Genomic DNA, 23008 nt, shown 5'->3' on the forward strand with positions numbered 1-23008 from the left:
GGGTCACTCCTCCTGGATCGGGGACGCTGTCGCCCATACCGCGTCGAAGCTCTGGGCGTAGGTGTCGAAGACTCCCCCGGCACCGTTGCGCCGAAGATGCCAGACCGGCGCACCGTAGGCGTTCACTCCCCAGACATGGGCGTTGACCAACAGTTGATCATCAGCTCGGTAGAGGGAGTTGTAGAGCGTCGTCTCATGGGTCCGGACCTCGATGCCGGGTACCCCGATCAGCGGCCGATAGTGCATCAGGGCCAGTCGGCACCGGGACTCGATGCCGTGCCCGAACTGCTCTTCCTCGCCACGCTGCCGGACGTTCTGGCTCTCGGCGTCGCCCAGAGCGATCCGTATGGTGCAGCCGTCAGCAGCGCGCTCCCGTAGCACTTCGTTGAGCCGCGGGTAAGCCTCATGCAGGAAGATCGCGGCGTATACCAGGATGTCGATCCGCTCGCGGGACTGCGCCAGCATGTCGGTGATCACCGACACGGGGACATCCGCTCGCTTGTCGTACAACGCGACCAGTTCCGGACTGACGGCGCGGGCGGCGCGGACCTGCCGCAGTGCGGGCCAAAGAGCGTGCACGTCTTCTCCTAACGTCTCTGCCGCCAGCAAGGCAGTGGCTCGACGTGGTGTGCGGCCCAGATTGACCCATCGCTCAACGGACTTGGGGTCCACCTCTGCCTTCGTCGCGAGGGCGGCATAGGTCCACCCACCGGCTGCCATGGCGGCTCGAAGTCTTTCGTTCGGCATCGCAGTCTCTCCCTGGAGTTGGGGACGTTGCTAGGGACGTTCTACCGCGCTTGGGACGTCCCTAAGTGGGTTTTGGGGGAGGTATCCCCGTCCTGGTGACTGGGCCGATCCTCCCAACATGAGCGACAAGACAGCCCCGGAAGTGGGCACGCTGGCGCTGGATTCGAAGACGAACCGGGTCGGCAGAGTGATGGGCCATGTCGGTACTCATGTCCAACTGCGCCGTCCAGAGGGCGGAATCGAGTGGGACGCTCGCCCCGAGGATGTCCGTACCGTCGAAGCCTCCGAATACCTCCGGTTGCGAGTGGCCGAACGCAACGCCACCAGTGGGGGTGTGTTGTGACGCGTTCCGTCCTGCGGTACGTCCAGTGGACGATGAGCCCCGATCCCGCCGAGGACTCACCGGAGATGATTCACGAACTCGGGTGCGGGACGTGCAGGGCCACGTCCGGCGCGGGTGGCGACTTCGAAGCGGTACGCGATTGGGCCTTCGCACACACCGGCGCGAACCCCTCGCATCGGCGCTACCACGAACTGATCTGGCGTGTCTGGCGCATGGCTCCCGCCGGCGGGGAGGGGCCGTGAGACAGCGCTTGTTCTGCGTCCTGATGGCGATCTTCTGGACCGCCGTGGTCGTACCCGTCGCCGTGATCAGCGATCCGGGCGCCTACTAATCCACCACACATGAGACCGGACCACCCCTCGCCTGGACAGCTACCGGGGTGGTCCGGCCCGGAGCCCTCGCGGACCCCAGTGCCGATGGTACTGGGGCCGCAGCCATGCCGCCGATCTGGCGGGCCTTCGACCCTGGTGCTGAACTGCTGCTTCTTGAGGGGGAGTTCTGTGCAGCACGAGCCGATAGACCCGGGCTTCGACGGCAATGGGGGTCTGGACCCGGACGGCTGGGTGTGGGTGCGAGGAGTCGACTACCTGGCGGGCTGGCGGAGTGCGAACGATGCGGCATCGGAGCTGACCGCCGCGATGACCGGGGCCGGGATCGACACATCGGAGATGACGGCGACGGCGGACACGGCTCCGGACGGGTCGGGGGTGCTGCGGTTATCACTTTCGGCAGGGACGGCCTTCGAGCTGGCGCAGGTGGTTCGGGATGGGGTGGCGGGGTTGGGGAAGACGGGGTGAGTGACGGATCGGAGGTCTGCCGTGACCCCTTCGTCCCGAACTATGGGCGGGGTGATCGCTGAGGTCTGCTGGGCTGGCCACGAGGGTCAAGGAGGGCGTAGGCGGTCGATGCCGATCGACGTGGTTGCTGTACTTCGCTGCTGTACCTCATGAGGCCCCGTCAGCGAAAATTCCAGCGCAGCGTGCGGTCGCTGGTGCAGTCTGGCCCGTATGACCGCCACAGACGTGCCGACATACGGGCACGAAGAGCTTTACCCAGCCCTAGGAATGCTTGTCGTAGCGAGCGCCGACATGGAGTCCCGTTTGCGCTACGTGGTGTCAGAGCTGGCTAGTGCTGATCCTGGATGGATCATCTTCGAGGGACAGTCCGTCGAGTGGCTTGTGCAGAACGGCATAGCAGTCCTGCGAGAGTTGGAGGCTGCGAGACGGTGGCCCCAGGAGAATTCGGACCGCATCCGTGACGTGCTTCGAAGCGCTCTGGAAGCGAACCGTCTGCGCAATGTGATGGTTCATGGGGAATGGCGAACTGATTGCCTAGATTGGGAAAAGTGTACGGTTCGCCCCTCTAGCGGTCCTGTCGACCACCGCATCTTCCACGTATGCCGTAGTCGCTACCGGAAGGGCTTCGAAGAGCGCCAGATCGCCGTTAGTGATGTTGAAGCGTTGGCGGACCAGATGTGGGCACTGGAACGTGAACTTAAGCAGTCGCTGAAAGTAGCCGTTGACACTTGGCTCGGACGAGAGCCGGAGGTTGTCGCTGAGGTGGCGTCAGACTAAGCGTTTTCGATCAACACGCCGTGGGCATCCGGTGCGTGGGCCTGGCTTCCATGCCCACCACTCACCCCGGCTCCCATCCCGTCCGCCTTCGACCCACACACCGTGGAGCGGTCGTGGTTCAGGGCGTCAAGGTGGAGCGCGCCACTGTACGAACGACCTTGACGCCCTGGGCCGCGACTGCTCGGCTCTGCCTGGGTCGAAGGTGGTCGGGATGGGAGCCCCACGACGCTCACCACGCTCCGGCCGGCACTCGCGAACGGCGCCCCCTCCATCCCGGAGTCTGAGCGCCCCCGCCGGAGGCATCCTCTTGAAGCCGCGGGCTTGGTTCTCGTCTCATGCCCCTCGGGCCTATCCACTGCGGGCGCGCGTCGGCGGCGGCAGCGCCGAGCGGGCCGAAGGCAGGAGCGCGGGCGCAGCCAGAGCCGGGAAGCGCGCCCGGCGGAGCGGAGCGCAGCCGGGTGCCTTGAGTAAGTGAAGATACTTTCGACCGATGCGGCTCTGTCAGCTCCGGGCGGGGTGGAGTGCGCGGGCCGTATCAGCGGTGACGCCATAGGTGAGTTGGGCTTGGCTGCCGCTTGCGCGGAGTTCTTCGAGGATCAGCGGCAGGCCCTTGGTGCCGTAGGTGACGCGCAGGGTGTGGATGACCGGCGTGGCATCGGGGAGCTCCAGGGCGGTGCGCTCGTCGGCCTGGGGCATGCGGGCTCGTACGGTCTCCGACCAACTCAGCTTGTGTCCGGCTTCGGTGAGAGCCGTGTAGATCTCCTCGACCGGTGCGCCTGGGTTCTCCGCGAGGGACGGCACCTTGTCTGCGGTGGCGAACGGGATCAGCGTGCGGTGCAGGGCCCTGGTTCGAGTGCTCGGATCGACAAGTACCCGGTCCACACCGAAGAGGGCTTCTCCCTCGCCCAGTCCGAGTAGAGGGCCAGTCGAGCCGGTGACCTGGGTGCGGTAGACGGTGGGCTCGTGAGCCTGGTCCCATTCGGCTTGCCCTGATGTGTAGACGGTGCCGGCGCGGGCGACGGTCCGTTCGATCGTCAGTGGCGGGATGGGGGTGCCCTTCACAAAGCTGCCCTTGCCGTGCCTGACCTCGATGAGCCCCTCGGATCGCAGAGCTGAGATCGCGTTGCGCACGGTCGGACGGCTGACCTCGTAACGCTGGATCAGCTGGGCCTCGGAGGGAAGCGGGCCACCCGGCGGGAACTCCCCATCCGCGATGCCCTGCCTGATGGCGGCGGCCACCTGCTGGTACAGCGGACCGGGGCGCTCGATGCCTGCCATAGCGATGGGCCTTCCCCTTGTTGGTACGGGCTCCGGTGAGCACTACAGCCCGCTACATACGTCACTCGTCAGGATAAGTGCTTGCCTCTTCGAGTCAAGACATGCATAGTCATAACTCGTAAGGACGAGTGACGTCAGCCTCTCTGGCGTCCGAGAATCAAGGAGAGCAACCACTCATGCAGTCCATACCTGTGGACACGGCGCGGCTCGGCGTACTGCGCTGCGCCATTGCGCCCGAAGTGAAGTACAGCAACGCAGAGACCAAGGAGGTCAAGAAGGACCGGGACGGCAACCCGGTGTACACCGTGGCGGTGACTGTGCGGCAGGACGGTCGGCGGATCTCCGTGGTGGAGATCGCGGTCACCGGTGAACCAAAGGGAGTCACCGAGGGGTCGGAGGTTCGGGTCACCGGCCTCACGGCGTTCGCCTGGTCGATGGGTGATCGGCACGGAATCAGCTTCCGCGCGGACGCGATCACTCCCACTCCCGGAGCCACCGGCAAGGGGGGCGGAGCGGGATGAACCTGCTTCTCTTGGCCCTCGCGGTCGTCACCCTGGCGTGGGTCCTGGGTGCCGGTGAGCTGCTGCGCCGTCATCGTCCGGTCTGGCACTGGTGTGTGTCCGGGTACCCGGTGACCACCCTGCGGGTGCTCACCACCTGGCGCAGGCTCACCGTGCTCACCGGTCTCGCGGTCTCGAAGCATCCGCCTCGCGGACTCCTCACCGACCTGTTGATCAAGAGCGAGTCACTGCGTCCGATTCCGCCTCGTATCTCATTCCCCCGGGCCACCCGGCTGGGCCTGGCGGTGACGGTCCACCTTCGCCCCGGGCAGACCCCGACGGTCTATATGGCGGCGTCTGATGCCCTGGCACATGCGTGGAAGGTTCACGCGGTGCGGGTCACCTCGCCGAAACGGGGCTTGGTGGTGCTAACCGCTCTCGGCTCCGATCCGCTGGCTCGACCGGCGCTGGCGACGGCTCCTGACACCCTGCTGTCGGCTGTCGTCGGTATCAGGGAATCCGGCCTGGCCTGGGTGATGGATCTCCTCGAAGTGCCCCACTGGCTCATCACCGGGGCCACCCGGTCCGGCAAGTCCACGCTGCTGGCGCGGTTGATCATCCAACTCGCCCCGCAACGCGTGGCGCTCGTGGGAATCGACTGCAAAGGCGGCATGGAGTTGGGCCCGTTCGCGCCTCGGTTAAGCACGCTCGCCACATCCAGGCGGGAGGCAATCGACGTACTCAGCGCACTCCTGGTAGAGCTGCAACAGCGAATGCGGCTGTGCCGTTCGCACGACGTCCGCTCGGTCTGGGAACTGCACCCAAAGCTCAGGCCAATCCCCGTAGTCGTCATCGTCGATGAACTCGCGGAGCTGTATCTCTCGGACGGCACCCGAGAAAACAGGACTGAGGCGGAACGGTGCTCCGTTTCCCTGCTGCGGCTCGCTCAACTCGGCGCGGCACTTGGTATCCACCTCGTGGTGGCTGGGCAGCGGGTGGGCTCCGATCTCGGCCCTGGTGTGACCGCGCTGCGGGCCCAGCTCGGCGGGCGCGTATGCCATCGGGTCAACGATCCCGGGACAGCGGAAATGACCCTGGGCGACCTCAACAAGGATGCCGTGGTCGTAGCGCAGTCAATCGGCCCGGACGAAGCCGGCGTCACCGTCATCGCCGACTCCGGTGGGGTCTGGGAGCGGGCCCGTTCTCATCGCTGTACCCCCAAGACAGCAGCGGCCATGGCTGGCAAGTACGCGGCTCTCACCCCTCGACTCCGCACCCTGCAAGGGCTGCCAGAGAGCGGGACCGCATGAGTGAGCAAGCAGCCATCCCGTTCGCGCTGGTCTTCGGCATCGTCACCGTCCTGCTGGTCCGGTCCCGCGATGTGAAGACGTGGGAAGCGATCGCCATCGGCCTGTTCGGGCTCTACCTCGGACAAACACCGGTGATCTTCACCGTGGACAGCGTTGTGACCTGGTTCTTCTCCGGCTTCACCCAGACCTGACAGGGAGCGTCATGACCATGCGCCCAGTGCGCTGCCCGATCTGCAAGGGCGAGCGTCACCGCAGAAGCAGGACCGGTCGTCTGCGGCGCTGCCGCTGCTGTCGGGGCACCGGCACCATCCGCTGAACCGCACTGAGATCAGCCACCCGCGCAAAGGAGCGACCCATGAACGATTCCGCCCCATCAACCATCAACTTCGCCGTTTCGGCGGCGCATCCAGGAAGGCCCCCACCATCCCACCCGAGACAGTCTCGGCTGACAGGCGCGCTGCCCTCGACAGTGCGGCGCGCCTGCGTCAGCTCACAGAAGCCGACCGCGACGCGATCCGCATCGCCCAAGAGCCGCAGTTCACACGCTGGGTCGATCAGGTCATCGCCACCGGCGGCTGTACGCACCCGGTGCACCTCTCCGGCTCGACCGTCGTACGCGACAGCCTGACCGGTGACGTCCTGCACCACTACACCACCCGGGACGAACCCGGTGAACGTCTCCTCGTCCGCTGCCGCAACCGCCGATCGTCCGTCTGTGCCCCATGCTCCCGGCTGCACTCGGGCGACACTTTCCACCTCGTGCGTGCCGGGCTCCTCGGAGGCAAGGAGGTTCCCGCCTCCGTACGCGACCGGCCCCGGCTCTTCATCACCCTGACCGCGCCGTCCTTCGGCTCCGTGCACAGAGCAGGCGACCGCTGTCGGCCACGCGGAAGTGCAGCCACATGTGAGCACGGTCGATACCTCGGCTGCGGCGGCTCTCACGACGCAGATGAGCGCATCGTCGGGCAACCCCTGTGCACCGACTGCTACGACCACACCGGGCATGTCCTCTGGCACGCGTGCGCGGGCAAGCTCTGGGACCGCTTCACCATCGCCATGCGACGCTTCCTCGCCTCGTCCGCGGGTCTGGCACAGTCGGCATTCGCCGATCATGCGCGCTTGTCCTTCGCCCGCGTCGCCGAGTACCAGCGTCGTGGCGCGGTCCACATCCACGCGGTCGTACGCCTTGACGGAGTCACCGGCCCGGTCGATGACCCTCCGGTCTGGGGAACCGCTGATGTGCTGGCTTCGGCGGTACGAACAGCGGCGCGGCACATCGTCGTGCGCACCCCCTACAGCGCTGGTGTCGGAGAACTGTCACTGCGCTGGGGCTCACAACTCGACGTCCGCACCATCGATGTCCGCGAGGGCGGGCCCGGCGACGAAGCAGTTGCCGCGTACATCGCCAAGTACGTGACCAAGGGCGCGAGCGAGACGGGGGCGGGCGCCGATCATCCGTTCACGAGCCGCGACGACATCAACGCCGTACCGGCGACCCCGCATGTCCGCACTCTCATGCACACCTGCTGGCTCCTCGGCGGGCTTCCCGAGTTCCAGACCCTTCGCCTGCGGGCTTGGGCTCACACCCTCGGGTACCGCGGTCACATTCTGACCAAGTCCCGTGCCTACTCGACCACGTACGCCGCTCTCCGGGCCGAACGCGCAGCACACCAGGGGCTGAGCGAACCCCCTCCCGGCTCGGCCGCTGACGCCCGCTGGCGGTACATCGGCTCAGGCCACTCCCCCGGTGCGGCCCTCATCGCGGCAGGCATCGCCCATGACCTGGAGCTCAATCGTGAGATCGCCCGGCAGGAACACACCCGGGCGGGGGCCTGCCCTTGACGAAGAGCAGCCGTGAGACGGACATGGCCCGACACCTGCAACGCGTCTGCGGAAGGTTCTCGACCAGGATCGGCCCCGAGTCGGCACGGCGTCTGGCCCGGCTCCTGGAGCGTCAGCCCGGCGGGAAGGTCGATTGAGATGATCGCGGAGGGACCTCCACAAGGCCCCTTCGCGACCCTCGTTCTCAGATCCAGATGGGGTTCTGCTCGATGTCGATCCTGCCGTAGTCGAACTGACGGCCTCTCTTCACCGCGGCCTTGATCTTCACCGCGGCGAACAGGAATCGCATGACCGCGTTCAAGCGCTGGCGATCGCCTGACTTCTCCAGAGCTTCCCAGCTCTGACGGGCGTGTGGACCGACGAGACCGTCGAGCACCTCGGTCACCGGGCGAACGATCATCTTGCGTTCAACCTCGGCAATGCGCGCTTCCACCGTCTTGCGCATGTCGCGGTACTCCCGCGTCCTCAGTTCCTGGCTCTCCCACATGTCCTTGAGATCATCGAGCTCTTGGCGATCCGCCTCGATGGCCGCTTGGTCCTCCTCGGAGAGAACGGACGGCATGGGCGCCTCGGTGAGGTCCAGCCGCTCCAGAAGATTGATCGCGGCCTCGGTGACGAACTGCTCCAGGATGGGTGCGGAGACCGCCCGACTACAGCGCGGGACGTCCAGCCGATGAGTGTGATTGCAGATGTACTTGGCGCCACTCGCCCCCGAGCCCCCCATGAGCTTGCCGCAATTTGTGCAGGTGACCAGACCGCGGAGCAGGTAGAACCTGGCCGGCCACTCGACCTTCCTGGCCGCTGCGGCTCGATAGGTACGGCGCTCCCGAACTTCGCGCCACATCCCCTTGTCGATGATCGCCGGCCACTCACCGTCTCCGATCTCCTCACCTCGGAAGACACGGATGCCTGCGACATGCCGGTTGTCGAGTAGTTCTCTGATCCGATTCGCGTTCCAGTCGCGCCCCTCTGCGGTCTTCACCTCACGCTCGTACAGTTCCTTGGCCAGTTGGACGGGACTCGCTCCGTCGAGATAGCGCGTGAACACCTCGCGCACGATCTCGGCTTCCTCAGGAATGATCACCGTGCCCGTCTTGTCGTACCCGTAGCGGCGCCTACCGGTGTGGGGGCGTCCGTCCTGGGCGCGCTCGACCAGCGCGTCGATCAGCCGACGTGACGTGTCGTCGCTGGACCGACAGGCGTGAGCCACCTCGATGCGAAGGAAGAACCGGTCGTCAGGGTCCGCGAGGTCACGCCTGTTCGCCTGCCCGTGGAGTGTGATGTCGTGGTCGTCGGCGATCTGCAACAGCTCTTCGAGATCGCGTGGCTGACGCATCAACCGGTCCGGGTGGTAGGTCAACACATGACGTATGCGTCCTCGCCCGGCCTCGGCCAGCAGGGCGTCCCACCCTGGGCGCTTGCGCTTGCGCTGCCACGCGGAGCGGTTGTTGTCCACGAAGACCTGGTCCTCGACAACGGCGAGCCCGAGCCGTTCGGCCACCTCGCGGCAGATGCGCTCCTGGCGCTCGACGCCCGTCTGATCGTCGTCGTTGGCATGGGAGATCCGGCAGTAGATGGCCGCGGTCTCTCCCGTCCAGTCGGATGGGCGTTGCTTGGTCCGCTGGGTTCCCGCCGCCTGCGTGGCCCGGAGCGCTCGCCGTAAGCGGGCTTCTGACTGCTGGTCCTTCTCGTCCTCGGTCACAAGTAAGAGACTACGAACGCGGCTTGATCCAAGTCATCCTGGTCCGCTTCCAGGCTGCCGGAAATCGGCCGTCGCGCGCCGCTGGCAGGCCGAGTTCCGGGGCGTACGCCTGGTACACGGTGATGGTGGTGTCGGTGTGCAGCGCGCGGATCGCGCGCTGCGGGGGGTTCGTCTCCTGCATGGGGACCAGAATGCGGTCGGGCGCGTGGCCGACGCGAGCGGATTAACGCTGCGGCCACGCGCCCGGCGCGGATGTGTCAGTGGTTGCGCGGGAAACCGAGGTCCACGCCCGAGGGGGCGTCGGCCGGGTCGGGCCAGCGGGTGGTGACGACCTTGCCGCGGGTGTAGAAGTGCACGCCGTCGTTGCCGTAGATGTGGTGGTCCCCGAAGAGGGAGTCCTTCCAGCCACCGAAGGAGTGGTAGCCGACGGGAACCGGAATCGGAACGTTCACGCCGACCATGCCGGCCTGGACCTCCATCTGGAAGCGGCGGGCCGCACCGCCGTCGCGGGTGAAGATCGCGGTGCCGTTGCCGTACTGCGAGGCGTTGATGAGGGCCAGGCCCTCTTCGTAGGTCTCCGCGCGCAGGACGCACAGCACCGGGCCGAAGATCTCGTCGCGGTAGGCGTCGGAGTCGGTGGAGACCTTGTCGAGGAGGGAGATGCCGATCCAGTGACCGTCCTCGAAGCCCTCGACCGTGTAACCGGTGCCGTCGAGGACGACCTCGGCTCCCTGGGCGGCGGCACCGGTGACGTAGGAGGCGACCTTGTCACGGTGCACCTTGGTGATCAGCGGACCCATCTCGGACGTGGGGTCGTTGCCCGGGCCGATCTTGATCTTCTCGGCGCGCTCGCGGATCTTCTCCACCAGTTCATCGGCGATGGAGTCGAGGGCGACGACCGCGGAGATGGCCATGCAGCGCTCGCCCGCCGAACCGTAGGCGGCCGAGACCGCGGCGTCGGCCGCAGCGTCCAGGTCGGCGTCCGGGAGGACCAGCATGTGGTTCTTCGCACCGCCGAGCGCCTGCACCCGCTTGCCGTTGGCGGAGGCGGTGGTGTGGATGTAGCGGGCGATCGGAGTGGAGCCGACGAAGGAGACCGCCGATACGTCCGGGTGGTGCAGGAGTGCGTCGACGGCCACCTTGTCGCCGTGGACCACATTGAGGACACCGTCGGGCAGCCCCGCTTCGGTGGCCAGTTCGGCGAGGAAGTTGGCCGCGGAGGGGTCCTTCTCGCTGGGCTTCAGGATGAAGGTGTTTCCGCAGGCGACCGCCAGCGGGAACATCCACATGGGGACCATCGCGGGGAAGTTGAACGGGGTGATGCCCGCGACGACACCGACGGCCTGGCGGATGGAGGACACGTCGACCCGGTTCGACACCTGGGTGGACAGCTCGCCCTTCAGCTGGGTGGTGATGCCACAGGCCAGCTCGACGACCTCCAAGCCACGGGCGACCTCGCCCAGCGCATCGGAGTGGACCTTGCCGTGCTCGGCGGTGATCAAGGCCGCGATGTCGTCACGGCGCGCGTCCAGCAGCGCCCGGTAGCGGAAGAGGATCGCCGTGCGCTGGGACAGGGACGACGTGCCCCAGGTGGCGAACGCTTCCTTGGCCGCGGCGACGGCGGCACCGACCTCGTCGGTCGAAGCCAGCGCGACCTGGGCGGCCACGGCGCCGGTCGCCGGGTCGGTGACCGGACCCCAGTTGCCCGACGTTCCCTCGACGGTCTTTCCACCGATCCAGTGGTGGATGTTCTTCGTCATGAGAAAGGCTCCTTCACAAGTGCCGGCACGTCTGCGGATGTCTCACAGCTGGCGGCGTCGCTCGGCGGTGCGCCGCTCGTACTCCTCCCGGGCGTCGACCGCCGACTGCCGGGTCGCGATCTCTGCCACGGGAACATCCCACCACGCCTGTGCCGGGGGCGGGCTCGACACAGTGTCTGCGGTTTCGGTCTCGACATAGACACCTGTGGGAACGTCCGCCGCCCGGGCCTCGACGAGCGCGCGCCGCAGTTCATCCACGGTTGTGGCCCGGATCACGCGCAGTCCGAGCGAGGCTGCGTTGGCGGCCAGATCGACGGGGAGCGGCGCTCCGGAGTACGTGCCGTCGGGGCCGCGGTGACGGTAGGCCGTGGCGAACCGTTCGGCGCCCACGGCTGCTGAGAGTCCACCGATCGATGCGTATCCGTGGTTCTGAACGATGACCACCTTGATGGGGATGTTCTCCTGGACCGCGGTGACGATCTCCGTGGGGTTCATCAGATAGGTGCCGTCGCCGACGAGGGCCCAGACGGGCCGCCCGGGTGCGGCCAGCCGGACACCGATGGCCGCGGGGATCTCGTAGCCCATGCAGGAGTACCCGTACTCGACGTGGTACTGGTCGGCGGACCGGGCGCGCCACAGTTTGTGGAGGTCCCCGGGGAGCGAACCGGCGGCGTTGATGACGATGTCGTCCTGGTCGACGAGGGCGTCGAGCAGGCCGAGCAGCTGGGTCTGGGTGGGGCGGGCGTTGGGGTCGTCCGCGCGATAGGCGAGGTCCACCCGCTGCTCCCAGCGCTCCTTGCCCGCGCGGTACTCCTCCTCGTACGCCGGCGAGACCCGCTTCGGTGCTGCTTCGGCGGGACCTGCGAGATCGGTGAGATCGGTGAGATCGGTCAGGGCCTCGCGGGCGTCCGCGACGAGGGAGAGGCCGGCCATCTTGTGGGCGTCGAAGGACGTGACGTTGATGTTGACGAATCGAACGGACGGGTTCTGGAACAGAGTGGAGGACGCGGTGGTGAAGTCGGACCACCGAGTGCCGACCCCGATCACGACATCCGCGGTACGGGCCGCCTCCGCAGCGACCGCGGTACCGGTGTGGCCGATGCCGCCGATGTCGCAGGGGTGGTCGTAAGGGAGGGACCCCTTTCCGGCCTGGGTGGAGGCAACGGGAATGCCGGTGGCATCGGCGAACGCCCTCAGCGCTGCCTCGGCCTCGCTGTGGTGAACTCCGCCGCCGGCGACGAGGAGGGGGCGGCGGGCCGCGGACAGGAGCCGGCGGGCCTCGTCGAGCGCATCACGATCGGGGCGGGGCCGGTCCACCCGCCAGATCCGCTGGGTGAAGAACTCCTCCGGCCAGTCGTACGCCTCGGTCTGCACATCCTGAGGAAGGGCGAGGGTGACCGCACCGGTCTCCGCCGGGTCGGCGAGGGTGCGCATGGCCTGGAGCGCGGCCGGGATCAGGGCCTCGGGGCGGGTGATGCGGTCGAAGTAGCGCGAGACGGGTCGTAGGGCGTCGTTGACGGACAGATCTCCCGCATGGGGGGTTTCGAGCTGTTGCAGAACGGGGTCGGCCGGACGGGTGGCGAAGACGTCGCCGGGGAGCAGGAGTACGGGGAGGCGGTTGATGGTGGCGAGTGCCGCACCGGTGACCAGATTGGTGGCGCCGGGGCCGATGGACGTGGTGACCGCGTGGGCGGAGAGCCGACGGGACTGTCGCGCGTAGCCGACGGCGGCATGGACCATCGCCTGCTCATTGCGGCCTTGGAAGAACGGCATGGCAGGACGGCCGCCGCCGGTGCCTCCGCCGTGGCCGTGCGTTTCACCGGCCGCGCCGTGCGTTTCACCGGCCGCGCGGTGCGGGTGCGGTTCGGTGCTGGAATCGGGCGCTGTCGGGTAGGGGCCGGTGCCGGATTCCAGCAGGGCTTGACCGATCCCTGCCACGTTCCCATGACCGAAGATGCCCCAGGTGGCGCTGATGAGCCGCTGTCGGCGTCCGTCCCGCTCGGTGTACTGGCGGCTGAGGAAGGTGATCAGGGCCTGGGCGACGGTGAGGCGACGGCAGGTCATCCCTGCTCCTCGGCCGGTCGTGGGTGCCTCGGTGCGTCGGAGCGCGAGCCGGGTCGGAGCGGGAGTCGGGGATCCATCGGCTGGTCCGGCCAGGTGTCCCGGATCCAGCCGTGGTCGGGGTGGTCGCGGATGAGCCACTCCCGTGGGCCGGGCCCCGCCATCACATTGAGGTAGTACATGTCCCGCCCGGGAGCGGCGATGGACGGACCATGCCATCCGTCGGGCACGAGGACGGCATCACCGCCGCCGACTTCGACGAGCAACTCCGTACCCCCGGGGCGGGACGGCGAGACCTGGTGGAAGCCCGTACCACCCCGGTCGATCTCGAAGTAGTAGATCTCCTCCAACTCGGACTCCACCCCGGGCACGTGCTCGTCGTGCTTGTGCGGCGGATAGGACGACCAGTTGCCACCGGGGGTGATCACCTCCACAGCGATGAGGCGATCGCAGTCGAAGACACCCGCGGCGGCGAAGTTGTTGACCTGGCGGGAGCAGCCACCTGAACCGCGGAGTTCGACCGGTACCTCCGGCGCGGGGCCGTAGCGAGCGGGGAGTCGTCGCTCGCACTTCGCTCCTGCCAGGGCGAAGCGGCCTCCCGCACCGGAGGCGATCTGTGCGTGGGAATCACGCGGCAGATAGGCGAAGTCCGTCGCTCCGCCAAATACACCTTCCCTTCCGCGCAGTTCGAAGAACTCTCCTTCTGCATGTACGGTGCAGCCGCCGCTCAGGGGCAGGACGATCCACTCGCAATCGCCCGTGTCCAGGGAGTGGGTGCCACCGGGGGGCAGTTCCAGAACCCTCAGGGCGGCATGGGCCCATCCCGCGCGGGCGGGATCGATGCGCAGGGCATAGGGCCCGCTGCGCGCGCTGCCCGCCGGGAGGTGAGACCTCGACTCGGGCGGCACGGTGTGCGTGTGATCGGCGCTCATGTTCTCTCCGTACCCCCTACAACAGTCCTACGGCGGTATCGACGGCAGCGGCCACGTCTCCGTCCGCCGGGTAGAGCAGTGAACGTCCCACGACGAGGCCCTGGACGGTGGGCAGTCGCAGGGCCCTGTGCCACTTCGCGTAGACGCCGTCCTGGTCGGTGCCGATGTCACCGCCGAGGATGACCGCGGGCAGGGTGGAGGTCTCCATGACGCTCGCCATCGCCTCGGGGTCGTCCGGCACCGGAACCTTGAGCCAGGTGTACGCGGAGGTCCCGGCGAGACCGGAGGCGATGGCGATGGACCGGGTGATCGCTCCGGCGCTGAGGTCGGTGTGGAGACGTCCGTCGGTCCGGTGGCAGATGAAGGGCTCGACGAAGACGGGCAGTCGGTGTGCCGCCATCTCGTCGACGACGCGGGCGGCCGAGTGGAGGGTGTCGAGGGACGCCGGGTCCTGGTAGTCGATGCGCAGCAGCAGTTTGCCCGCGTCGAAGCCGAGGCGGGCAAGGTCCTGTGGGCGATGTCCGGTGAAGCGGTCGTCCAGTTCGAAAACGGCGCCGGCGAGTCCGCCGCGGTTCATGGACCCCATGACGACCTTGTCGTGCAGCGCCCCGAGCAGAAGCAGGTCGTCAAGGATGTCCGCGGTGGCGAGGACGCCGTCCACACCGGGGCGTGAGAGGGCGAGACAGAGCCGTTCCAGCAGGTCGAAGCGGTTGGCCATGGCCAGCGGGCTGGCTCCGACGGCGAGCGCTCCACGGGCCGGATGATCGGCCGCGATGATCATCAGCCGTCCGCTCGGACCGATGAGACGGGTCCGTCTGCGTCGGCTCGCGGCAGCCTCGGCCACGGCCTCGGGGTGCCTGGTCCGGATTCCGGTCAGTTCGTTTATGGCGACACGGCTCATGGGTGCCCTCCGGGGCCATCGGCTCGGCGCGGCTCGACCGGGGGTGCCTCGGAGGATCGCAGCTCCGGGGCGGGCGGGACTCGGGATGCCGGGGGTGGGGCCGTCGGCCCTTCGGGGGACGGTCGCGGGGAGGGCTGCGGGGGCGACGGCTGTTCGGATGGGCGCAGGGGAACGGGTGGGAGCAGGGGGACGGCCGGGGGCGGGGTAGGCGAAGGCGGGACGGGCCCACCGGACATCACCTGGTCTACTTCCGTCGCGAACGGCATGGCGGTGGAGCAGGCGAGCCTCGCGGCGACGATGGCGCCGGCGGCGTTGCCATAGCGCATCACGCGCTCCAGGTCCCAGCCGGCGAGCAACCCATGACAGAGGGCCCCACCGAACGCGTCTCCCGCACCCAGCCCGTTGACCACGTCCACGGGCACGGGAGGGACCTCGACGCGAGTGCCGTCCTGGTGCAGTGCGAGGACTCCCGCGGGGCCCTGTTTGACGACGGCGAGGTCCGCTCCCGCGGCGAGCAGCGCCCGGGCGGCTGCCTCCGGTTCGCGCTCGCCGGTGGCGATCTCGCACTCGTCGAGATTGCCGACGGCAACGGTGGCCCAGGCGAGTGCTCGGCGGTAGTGGGCGCGGGCCGCCGTGGGGTCTGCCCAGAACATGGGCCGCCAGTCGAGGTCGAACACGGTGATCCCGGCACGGTCGCGATGGGCGAGCGCCGCGAGCGTGGTGGCCCTGCTGGGCTCCTCGCAGAGTCCCGTACCGGTCGTCCAGAAGACCCGCGCCGCTCGGATCGCCTCAAGGTCGAGGTCCTGGAGTGCGATTTCCAGGTCGGGTGCCTTGGGCTGTCGGTAGAACCAGAGGGGGAAGTCGTCCGGGGGGAAGATCTCGCAGAAGGTGACGGGGGTGGGGAGTCCCGGTACGGGGGTCACCCATCGGTCGTCGACCCCGAAATCGGCGAGTGCCTCGTGGAGGTACTCACCGAAGGCATCGGCGCCGGTACGGGTGATCACCGCGGTGTGCCGCCCGAGCCGTGCGGCAGCGACGGCGACGTTCGTCGCCGAGCCACCGAGGAACTTGCCGAACACATCGACCCGCGCCAGCGGCACACCGGTGCGCAGGGGATAGAGATCCACCCCGATGCGTCCCATGGTGATGACGTCGAAGGACTCCGGTTGGTGCGGCTGCGACATGCGGGTCCCTTCGCCTCGCTGCCCGGGTCTCCCCAGGTCTAGTGCCGTCCATCGAATACTGTCAACATTTTGTCCGGACATTCGGACGTTGACTTGACACTCTTTCGGGGCGGCCGTAAGGCTCGGCCGTATGAGCTCCCCCGTCCCCGCACTGAACCGCATCCGGGTCGGCTCGGCCCCCGACTCCTGGGGGGTGTGGTTCCCCGACGACCCCCTCCAGGTGCCGTGGCAACGATTCCTCGACGAGGTCGCCCAGGCCGGCTACGAGTGGATCGAACTCGGCCCGTACGGCTATCTCCCCACTGATCCCGGCCTCTTGCAGGAAGAAACCGTGCGGCGGGGGCTCAAGGTGTCGGCGGGGACGGTCTTCACCGCCCTCCACCGTGGCACCGCCGTCTGGGACGCGACCTGGGCGCACGTCTCCGACATCGCCGCCCTCACCCAGGCCATGGGGGCCGAGCATCTGGTGGTCATCCCCGCGTTCTGGAGGGACGACAAGACCGGGCGGGTCGTGGAGGACAGCACTCTGACCTCCCGTCAATGGCGTGATCTGACCGTCCAGACCGAACGTCTCGGCCGTGAGGTGCGCGAGCGCTACGGGCTGGAGATCGTGGTGCATCCCCATGCGGACACTCATATCGACGGTGAGGAGAACGTCAGCCGCTTCCTCGACGCCACCGATCCGGATCTGGTCTCGCTCTGCCTGGACACGGGCCACTACGCCTACTGCGGCGGGGACAGCGTCGCCCTGATCGAGACGTACGGCGAACGGCTCGGCTATCTCCACCTCAAGCAGGTGGACCCTCGGATCCTCGCGGAGGTGAACGCCGATCAGTTGCCCTTCGGCCCGGCCGTCGCACGGGGAGTGATGTGCGAGCCACCGGCAGGCATCCCTGCCCTGGAACCCGTACTGGCCGCAGCCGACGCGCTGGGCGTGGAACTCTTCGCGATCGTCGAGCAGGACATGTACCCCTGCCCTCCTGACAAACCATTTCCCATTGCCCAACGAACCCGTCGCTTCCTGCGCACTTGCGGCGCCTGAGGCCCACTCATCACATCTGTCACCGTTGTCGCCCTCTGATCACACATATCTCCATTACGCGGGTTTTCCGTCACGGGGGGTCGACAGACCCGTCTTCCCTGTTCCGGGGGCGGTCGAGCAGGCGCACTCTCATGATCGCCAGCATCCGCACGACGGCTCCCCCGACGGCCCCCAGGTCGCCGCTGTCGTGCACGCGGGGAGGTGCCACATGACGGACAAGAGTCTCTGGTCCTATAAGGAGATCGCTGCTCACATCCGGGTACAGCCCGACACGGTCCGCTCCTACCGCAAGCACGGACAACTCCCGCCACCCGATCTGGTCCAGGCCGGTAAGCCCTACTGGTACGCCGAGACCATTCGCGTATGGGTCGCCAACCGCCCAGGAAACAGAGGTCGCGCCAACTGACTCCTGCCGGGCAGTCCCGCACACCGGGTGGTGTGCGGGACTGCCCCCTTTTCCCCCTCCTCGCACCGTGCTTGCTCTCTCCCGCGCCTGGCACCCGCCGCACCTGTCGTCTTGGGTATGGCCTGCTCCCCCGTACCCACCGTCTTCGGTACGACTTGCCCCCGCGCCTACCGTCCCCGCACCGGCTGTGGCGCCTTCTGCCGTGCCTGCTCCCCTCGCCGTCAGACCTTGGCCGGGCTCACGGTCAGATCCCGGCCCGACTCGCCATCAGAATCCGAACCGCTGCACCATCAGACCTTGGCCCGATCGGGCGGGGCGGAGCCGGCCCCCTGGTCTGCGTCGGTGTTCTGGATCGCTCCTCGCCCAGCGGCGCCCGCACCAGCCGCGTGTTCATCTTCGAGAGCGACCGAGGCCGCCGTGTCGCCTTCGCTGAGACCGAACCGCTGGTGGAACCGTCGCAGTGGCGCGGGCGCCCACCAACTCCACGCGCCCATCAGCTTCATCACCGACGGCACCAGCAGACTGCGCACCACCATGGCGTCCATCAGCACCGCAAGGGCGATACCGAGACCGAGCATCTTCGTGTTGGTGACCCGCGAGGTGCCAATGGCGAGCATCACCACCGCGAGGATCACGGCCGCTGCGGTGATCAGTCCACCCGTGCGTTGCAGTCCGAAGCGCACCGCGTGTTCATGGTTGCCCGAGTGGTCGTACTCCTCCTTGATGCGGGAGAGCAGAAAGACGCCGTAGTCCATCGAGAGACCGAAGGCGATGCAGAACATCAGCACCGGCAGATTGGTTTCGATGTCTCCGGTCGGAGTGAAGCCCAGCAGCCCGGAGAGATTCCCGTCCTGGAAGATCCAGACGACCGCACCGAACATGGCGGTGAGACTCAGCGCATTGAGCACGACCGCCTGAAGGGGAATCAGCACACTGCCGGTCAGAAGGAAGACCAGAACCAAGGTGGCCACGGCAATGATCCCCAGCGCCCACAGCAACCTGTCCGCGATCGCCGCCTTGGAGTCCTCCAGAACAGCGGCCCTGCCCGTCACCGAGGTCTCGAACGGCGCGGGCACCTCCCGCAGGTCATGGACCAACTGCTGAGCGCTTTCGCCCACCGCCTCGCCCTTGGGCTGAATGGTGAAGTAGGCCGCACTACCGGACACGGCCGGCCCGTCCACCCGCAGCACTCCCGGGAGGGCGGCTATTCGGTCGCGGTACTCCGCGTAGGTGGCGGATGTGACACCCGCGCTCGCCTCCTCGTCACCGTCTCCCCCATCGGTGAGCGGCCCCGCGAAGATCTCGATGGCCCCGTCGGGACTACCGGTGAATCGCTCGCGGATCTCCTCCTGCACCACACGGGACTCAGCACTCACGGGGAGTTGCCGATCATCCGGCGTACCGAACTTCACATCAAGGAAGGGGAGCCCCAGAAGGAGCAGTGCCGCAATGGTCGTGAAGGCGAACAGCGGTGCCCTTCGCATCACCAGATCCGCAAGTCGGGTCCACCCTCCCCGCTCTCCGGGCTGCTCCGCGCTGCGTGGCCCGACAGACCCCGAGGGCTGCTCCCCCTGATGCTCGACGCGCTCGACGCCGCCGAGGTCTCGGCAGGCTGGGCGGACTCGGCGGCGACGGAAGGCCGCTCGCAGGTCCAGGGCGTTGATCCGATGCCCCAGGAGCATCAGCGCAGCGGGCAGCAGGACCAGAGCCGCACCGGCAGCCAGGAGGACCACCGCCACTCCCGCATAGGCGAACGAGCGGAGGAAGTACTGCGGAAACACCAGCATGGCCGCCAGGGACACCGCCACCGTCAGTGCCGAGAAGAGAACGGTTCTCCCGGCCGTGCGCAGGGTCGCCCCCACGGCATCACGGACCTCAAGGCCACCGGCCAGTTCCTCCCGGAACCGACGCACGATGAACAACGCGTAGTCAATGGCCAGCCCCAACCCCAAGGCGGTGGTGAGGTTCATGGCGAAGACCGAGACGTCCGTGAACTCCGTGAGCCCCCTCAGCAGCGCATTGGTGCCCAGGATCGCGACGATCCCGACCAGCAGGGGCAGCGCTGCCGCGACCGCGCTTCCGAAGACCATGACCAGAAGGATCAGGGTCACCGGTAGGGCGATGGCCTCGGCCAGCAGCAGATCTTCCTGGATGATCGTGGTCATCTCATGCTCCACGGCAACAGGCCCTCCGAGGGAGACCTCCACTGGGCCGTGCGCTCCGCGATACTCCGGAGCTATCCGCTGGAGCACCTCGGCCTTGGTCTTCTCATCGCCCAGTACCCGAGCCGCGACGAGGGCTTGCCGTCCGTCCTCTGAGCGCAGAGCCGGCGAAGGGCTCTGCCAGTAGGACCCGACGCCCGTGATCCCCTTCTCCGCCGCCAGGCGCTCGGTCAACCGCCGCCCTTCGGCGGCGACCGCCGGGCTGTCCACCCCCGCCCGCCCGCTGTCGACCAGCAGCAGCAGATTGGGCTGGGACGCCGGAAACTCGCGCTCCAGCGCCTTGGTCGCGTACGACGACTCGGCAGCCGGATCGGTCCACCCGCCGCTTCCCATCCGGTCCGCCACTCCACTGCCCGCGAAGACGGCGAGCACGGTGAGGACCAGGGCCGCGAACAGGGCGAGTCGTGGTCGCGCGGTGACGAATCGGGTCCACCCACCGACCGGCCGCCGTGCCCGGGGCGGGGCCGGGGGCGGGCTGTTGACTTCGGACATGGTGCGGTGTCCCCTTCACCGGGGCCCATGTGCAGGCATGCGAGCAGGCAGCATGAGGCGACCATTGCCATAGACTTGGCAAACACGAGCAATCGCTCGCATTGACAAAGAATGCGAGCGACCACTCGCGTTTGTCAACCGCGCCAGGAAGCTGGGGATATCAGTGCCGGACACGACAAAGCCGGAGGCAGTAACTCCAGAAATCGCGCCCGCCCAGGAGTCCGCGTCCACGACCGCCAAGCCGCGCCGACGCCAGGCGCGCGGGGAGCGGCGGATCGCCCAACTCCTCGATGCCGCGGCGACCGTCTTCACGACGTCCGGATACACCGCAGCCACGACCAACGCCATCGCGCGTGAGGCTGGCGTCTCCCCCGGCACGCTCTACCAGTTCTTCCCCAACAAGGAAGCGATCGCCATCGAACTGGGCGGTCGCCTCCTGGAGCGCTGGCGCGAGTCGCACGGCACGGCACTCGTCGCAGCGGGCCAGCCACTCCCCCTCGACACACTCCTGGACGAAGTCCTCGATCCGCTCTTCGCCTTCAACTACGACAATCCGGCTTTCGCGGTCCTGATCCACGGCCATGACGCGCCCGGCCAGATTGCCCAGGAGTTCAACGCCATCCATCTGAGCCTGCTGGCCCGGATCGAAGAGGTGTTCGCCGTCTATCTGCCCGACCTCTCGCCGGCAGAGCTGTCCCGCATCGCCAACACCGCGCTCACCATCTTCAAGGCGGGCCTCGATCTCGTCCTCACCCATGAGGGCGACGAGCGACAGGCGTACACCCTGGAGATCAAGACGGTCCTGTACCGCTATCTGGACCCACTGTTCCCCGAGGGCGAGGACTGCGCACTGACCCGCGGCGCCACCGAGGGGACGTCCTGACGAACGGCCGCGCGCCACGGAGTCCCACAAGCGGGAGTTTCCTACCCGCGTTTCATACCCCCTAGGGGTATAGTATATTGAGCATCACGGGGTCCCTGCCGTCTCGGGAGCCCCTGATACGCCTCTGGTGCGCCGCGACAGGCGCATCCCCACTGCCCGCGAGGAGAACGACATGACCGCGAAGACCGAGATCGAGATCATCGAGAACGCCCCCGCCTCCAGCTGCTGCGGTGGCAGTGCTTGCGGCACCGACTCGGCCGACACCACAACGGAGGGCGCCGTGACCACGGTCTACCAGGTCGCCGGAATGACCTGCGGCCACTGCGAAGGCGCGATCTCCACGGAGATCTCCGCCATCGCCGGCGTCACCTCCGTCCAGGCCGTCGCCGCGACCGGTCTGGTGACCGTCGTCTCCGAGGCCGCCCTCGACGAGTCGGCCGTCCGCGATGCCGTGGACGAGGCGGGGTACGAACTGGTTGGCAGGGCCTGAGCCAGGAGCGCGGGCCCGGTCCGACCCGCGGCTATGCCACGGGCGACCCCCAAGCCCGGACCGCGATGGGCGGCGTGAGGAATCCACCCCTGCCGCAAACCGTCCCGAGGCCCGGCCGGACGCCATCCCGTCCAAGCGCCACGCGGACGAGGACAGCCCAGGCGTCGAGCCGTATCCGATCAGTTCGCACTGGTTGGGTACGGCTCGACGGTCACCACCGTCCCGGGCTCATTTCCGCGCTGACCCGATGACGTATCCAGCGCGGACGGCCTGTCTCCCGCACAGGGCTCGCGGTCTTCCGACGGTCACTCTGGGCAGTGCTCCTGGGCCCCGTCGCCATGGCGGAAATGCGTCGCGACCACCCCCTCAGACCTCGCGGATGATCTTCGCCGGCGTTCCCATGAAGAGACCGACAGCAGGGTGGCATTCGTCCCTATCGGACGCATACCGAAGACCCGCCCCACGGACGACTTCAGCCAGGCACGCAGTGCCGCACTTGCCATTCGCCCATCGAGGAGCCTGCCGTACGACGGAATCCGCGTTTCGGGCGATCCGACCGCACATCGGCAGCACTCGTCGCACCGGCCGCCAAAGGGCCGTCCCGGGCCGGCGAGCGCCGCGAAAGGCACCCACCGAAGCGTCCCGCTCCGCAGAGCCAGCCGGTGGCTGCCGACCGCGTGGGCACCACTGCCCACAGACGCCGGCATACGGCTGCCTGAGAGACCCCTGACGCCTGCGGCCACCCCGAACGGGACGGGGGATGATTCTTCCCCCCTCAAGGGCCGTACGGCCGTCTAGGCGAGCTGTGATGACAACTCGCCGGGTGCCCTGAGTCGCCGCCCGGCGAAGCCAGAGCCCGTGACACGACCGCGGTGGGGTCGCGCAGGGGAACCGTCCCGTTCCGACCGACCCACCCCCGACCAGTGCCGACCAGTACCGCCCAGTACCGACCGGCCACTGCCCTCGCCACGACCGAGCGCCGAGGCGGCCGAGCCCGACATCGACGAGGCGCGTGCTCCGGTGCCGCCGAGGACAAGAGCGGAGGTCGCAGGACGACTCCGGGCGAGGATGTGGCGGGGCGATAGTCGAGGGCAACACCCGCGAGACGAGTGCGCTCGCCACCGCAGATCCGCGTCCGAGGCCGAAAACGGGCGCCGGTGCCGCAGCCGGGGCGAGTGATCTCACTCTCATCCGGGGAGATCTACGGGTGGCCGCGGACGCGATCCGTCTCGCGCATCGGACACTCAGGACCACCAAAGGGAATCTTTTTCGGGCCTTTGGCGATAACGTAGCCGCACTACCTCTTGCGGCATCCGGCCAGTTCACACCCATGATCGTT

22 protein-coding genes and 1 pseudogene are annotated in these 23008 nt (G+C 67.8%); 13 read left to right on the forward strand and 10 right to left on the reverse strand.

Features of this window, described 5'->3' with window-relative positions; translation table 11 throughout:
• Nucleotides 1–3: 3 nt before the first annotated feature.
• Complete coding sequence (locus OID54_RS14120; protein ID WP_329019141.1) at nucleotides 4–747, reverse strand: helix-turn-helix domain-containing protein; 744 nt, start codon at nucleotides 745–747, stop codon at nucleotides 4–6.
• 118 nt (nucleotides 748–865) lie between these two features.
• On the opposite strand from OID54_RS14120, the gene OID54_RS14125 reads away from it, so the two are divergent.
• The 4 genes from OID54_RS14125 to OID54_RS14140 all read left to right on the forward strand — a co-directional run bounded on the left by OID54_RS14125 (nucleotide 866) and on the right by OID54_RS14140 (nucleotide 2664).
• Entirely contained in the window at nucleotides 866–1090 is a 225-nt protein-coding gene (locus OID54_RS14125) for a hypothetical protein (RefSeq protein ID WP_329019144.1), read from the forward strand.
• The gene (locus OID54_RS14130; RefSeq protein ID WP_329019147.1) at nucleotides 1087–1332 is read left to right on the forward strand and encodes a DUF7848 domain-containing protein; all 246 of its coding nucleotides are present in this window, start codon (nucleotides 1087–1089) and stop codon (nucleotides 1330–1332) included. The genes OID54_RS14125 and OID54_RS14130 overlap by 4 nt, the downstream gene beginning before the upstream one ends.
• A gap of 258 nt (nucleotides 1333–1590) precedes the next feature.
• Complete coding sequence (locus OID54_RS14135; protein WP_329019153.1) at nucleotides 1591–1887, forward strand: hypothetical protein; 297 nt, start codon at nucleotides 1591–1593, stop codon at nucleotides 1885–1887.
• Between the two features lie 210 nt (nucleotides 1888–2097).
• Nucleotides 2098–2664: a hypothetical protein gene (locus tag OID54_RS14140; RefSeq protein WP_329019156.1), complete on the forward strand. Its 567-nt coding sequence runs from the start codon at nucleotides 2098–2100 to the stop codon at nucleotides 2662–2664.
• A 501-nt stretch (nucleotides 2665–3165) separates the two neighbouring features.
• Here OID54_RS14140 and OID54_RS14145 read toward each other — a convergent pair.
• Nucleotides 3166–3942 carry a GntR family transcriptional regulator gene (locus OID54_RS14145; RefSeq protein ID WP_329019161.1) on the reverse strand — a complete coding sequence of 259 codons (777 nt, stop codon included), beginning with the start codon at nucleotides 3940–3942 and terminating at the stop codon, nucleotides 3166–3168.
• A 176-nt stretch (nucleotides 3943–4118) separates the two neighbouring features.
• On the opposite strand from OID54_RS14145, the gene OID54_RS14150 reads away from it, so the two are divergent.
• The 5 genes from OID54_RS14150 to OID54_RS14170 all read left to right on the forward strand — a co-directional run bounded on the left by OID54_RS14150 (nucleotide 4119) and on the right by OID54_RS14170 (nucleotide 7731).
• Nucleotides 4119–4463 (forward strand): SCO3933 family regulatory protein, encoded by a 345-nt coding sequence (locus tag OID54_RS14150; protein ID WP_329019165.1) that lies wholly within the window; start codon nucleotides 4119–4121, stop codon nucleotides 4461–4463.
• Nucleotides 4460–5752 (forward strand): FtsK/SpoIIIE domain-containing protein, encoded by a 1293-nt coding sequence (locus OID54_RS14155; RefSeq protein WP_329019168.1) that lies wholly within the window; start codon nucleotides 4460–4462, stop codon nucleotides 5750–5752. The genes OID54_RS14150 and OID54_RS14155 overlap by 4 nt, the downstream gene beginning before the upstream one ends.
• Nucleotides 5749–5943, forward strand: coding sequence for a hypothetical protein (locus tag OID54_RS14160; RefSeq protein WP_329019171.1), 195 nt, complete (start codon nucleotides 5749–5751; stop codon nucleotides 5941–5943). The genes OID54_RS14155 and OID54_RS14160 overlap by 4 nt, the downstream gene beginning before the upstream one ends.
• 289 nt (nucleotides 5944–6232) lie before the next feature.
• A complete protein-coding gene (locus tag OID54_RS14165) occupies nucleotides 6233–7594 on the forward strand; it encodes a replication initiator (protein ID WP_329027499.1) in 1362 nt (453 codons plus the stop codon).
• On the forward strand, nucleotides 7591–7731 hold the full coding sequence (locus OID54_RS14170; protein WP_329019173.1) for a hypothetical protein: 141 nt from the start codon (nucleotides 7591–7593) through the stop codon (nucleotides 7729–7731). The genes OID54_RS14165 and OID54_RS14170 overlap by 4 nt, the downstream gene beginning before the upstream one ends.
• A 47-nt stretch (nucleotides 7732–7778) precedes the next feature.
• Here the strand turns inward: OID54_RS14170 and OID54_RS14175 are convergent, their stop codons facing one another.
• The 7 genes and pseudogenes from OID54_RS14175 to iolC all read right to left on the reverse strand — a co-directional run bounded on the left by OID54_RS14175 (nucleotide 7779) and on the right by iolC (nucleotide 16134).
• The gene (locus OID54_RS14175) at nucleotides 7779–9296 is read right to left on the reverse strand and encodes a recombinase family protein (protein ID WP_329019175.1); all 1518 of its coding nucleotides are present in this window, start codon (nucleotides 9294–9296) and stop codon (nucleotides 7779–7781) included.
• A 19-nt stretch (nucleotides 9297–9315) separates the two neighbouring features.
• A pseudogene (locus OID54_RS14180) lies at nucleotides 9316–9477 on the reverse strand (DUF4291 family protein); the annotation flags it as partial.
• 76 nt (nucleotides 9478–9553) lie between these two features.
• On the reverse strand, nucleotides 9554–11056 hold the full coding sequence (locus tag OID54_RS14185) for a CoA-acylating methylmalonate-semialdehyde dehydrogenase (protein ID WP_329019178.1): 1503 nt from the start codon (nucleotides 11054–11056) through the stop codon (nucleotides 9554–9556).
• A 42-nt stretch (nucleotides 11057–11098) separates the two neighbouring features.
• Nucleotides 11099–13120 carry a 3D-(3,5/4)-trihydroxycyclohexane-1,2-dione acylhydrolase (decyclizing) gene (gene iolD / locus OID54_RS14190; RefSeq protein ID WP_329019180.1) on the reverse strand — a complete coding sequence of 674 codons (2022 nt, stop codon included), beginning with the start codon at nucleotides 13118–13120 and terminating at the stop codon, nucleotides 11099–11101.
• Nucleotides 13117–14049, reverse strand: a complete 933-nt coding sequence (gene iolB / locus OID54_RS14195; protein WP_329019183.1) for a 5-deoxy-glucuronate isomerase — start codon at nucleotides 14047–14049, stop codon at nucleotides 13117–13119. Before iolB ends, iolD begins: the two co-directional genes overlap by 4 nt.
• Nucleotides 14050–14065: 16 nt before the next feature.
• Nucleotides 14066–14950, reverse strand: a complete 885-nt coding sequence (locus OID54_RS14200; RefSeq protein WP_329019186.1) for a Cgl0159 family (beta/alpha)8-fold protein — start codon at nucleotides 14948–14950, stop codon at nucleotides 14066–14068.
• A complete protein-coding gene (gene iolC, locus OID54_RS14205; RefSeq protein ID WP_329019188.1) occupies nucleotides 14947–16134 on the reverse strand; it encodes a 5-dehydro-2-deoxygluconokinase in 1188 nt (395 codons plus the stop codon). Before iolC ends, OID54_RS14200 begins: the two co-directional genes overlap by 4 nt.
• Before the next feature lie 130 nt (nucleotides 16135–16264).
• Between iolC and OID54_RS14210 the strand changes: the two genes are divergently transcribed.
• The gene (locus OID54_RS14210) at nucleotides 16265–17176 is read left to right on the forward strand and encodes a sugar phosphate isomerase/epimerase family protein (RefSeq protein WP_329019190.1); all 912 of its coding nucleotides are present in this window, start codon (nucleotides 16265–16267) and stop codon (nucleotides 17174–17176) included.
• 208 nt (nucleotides 17177–17384) lie between these two features.
• Nucleotides 17385–17582 (forward strand): helix-turn-helix transcriptional regulator, encoded by a 198-nt coding sequence (locus tag OID54_RS14215; RefSeq protein WP_329019195.1) that lies wholly within the window; start codon nucleotides 17385–17387, stop codon nucleotides 17580–17582.
• Between the two features lie 290 nt (nucleotides 17583–17872).
• Here OID54_RS14215 and OID54_RS14220 read toward each other — a convergent pair whose 3' ends face one another.
• Complete coding sequence (locus tag OID54_RS14220; protein ID WP_329019198.1) at nucleotides 17873–20296, reverse strand: MMPL family transporter; 2424 nt, start codon at nucleotides 20294–20296, stop codon at nucleotides 17873–17875.
• A 163-nt stretch (nucleotides 20297–20459) separates the two neighbouring features.
• Between OID54_RS14220 and OID54_RS14225 the strand changes: the two genes are divergently transcribed.
• Nucleotides 20460–21179 (forward strand): TetR family transcriptional regulator, encoded by a 720-nt coding sequence (locus OID54_RS14225; RefSeq protein ID WP_443055582.1) that lies wholly within the window; start codon nucleotides 20460–20462, stop codon nucleotides 21177–21179.
• A gap of 172 nt (nucleotides 21180–21351) precedes the next feature.
• The gene (locus OID54_RS14230; protein WP_329019203.1) at nucleotides 21352–21669 is read left to right on the forward strand and encodes a heavy-metal-associated domain-containing protein; all 318 of its coding nucleotides are present in this window, start codon (nucleotides 21352–21354) and stop codon (nucleotides 21667–21669) included.
• Nucleotides 21670–23008: the final 1339 nt, after the last annotated feature.

The organism is Streptomyces sp. NBC_00690, from assembly GCF_036226685.1.
GTDB lineage: Bacteria > Actinomycetota > Actinomycetes > Streptomycetales > Streptomycetaceae > Streptomyces.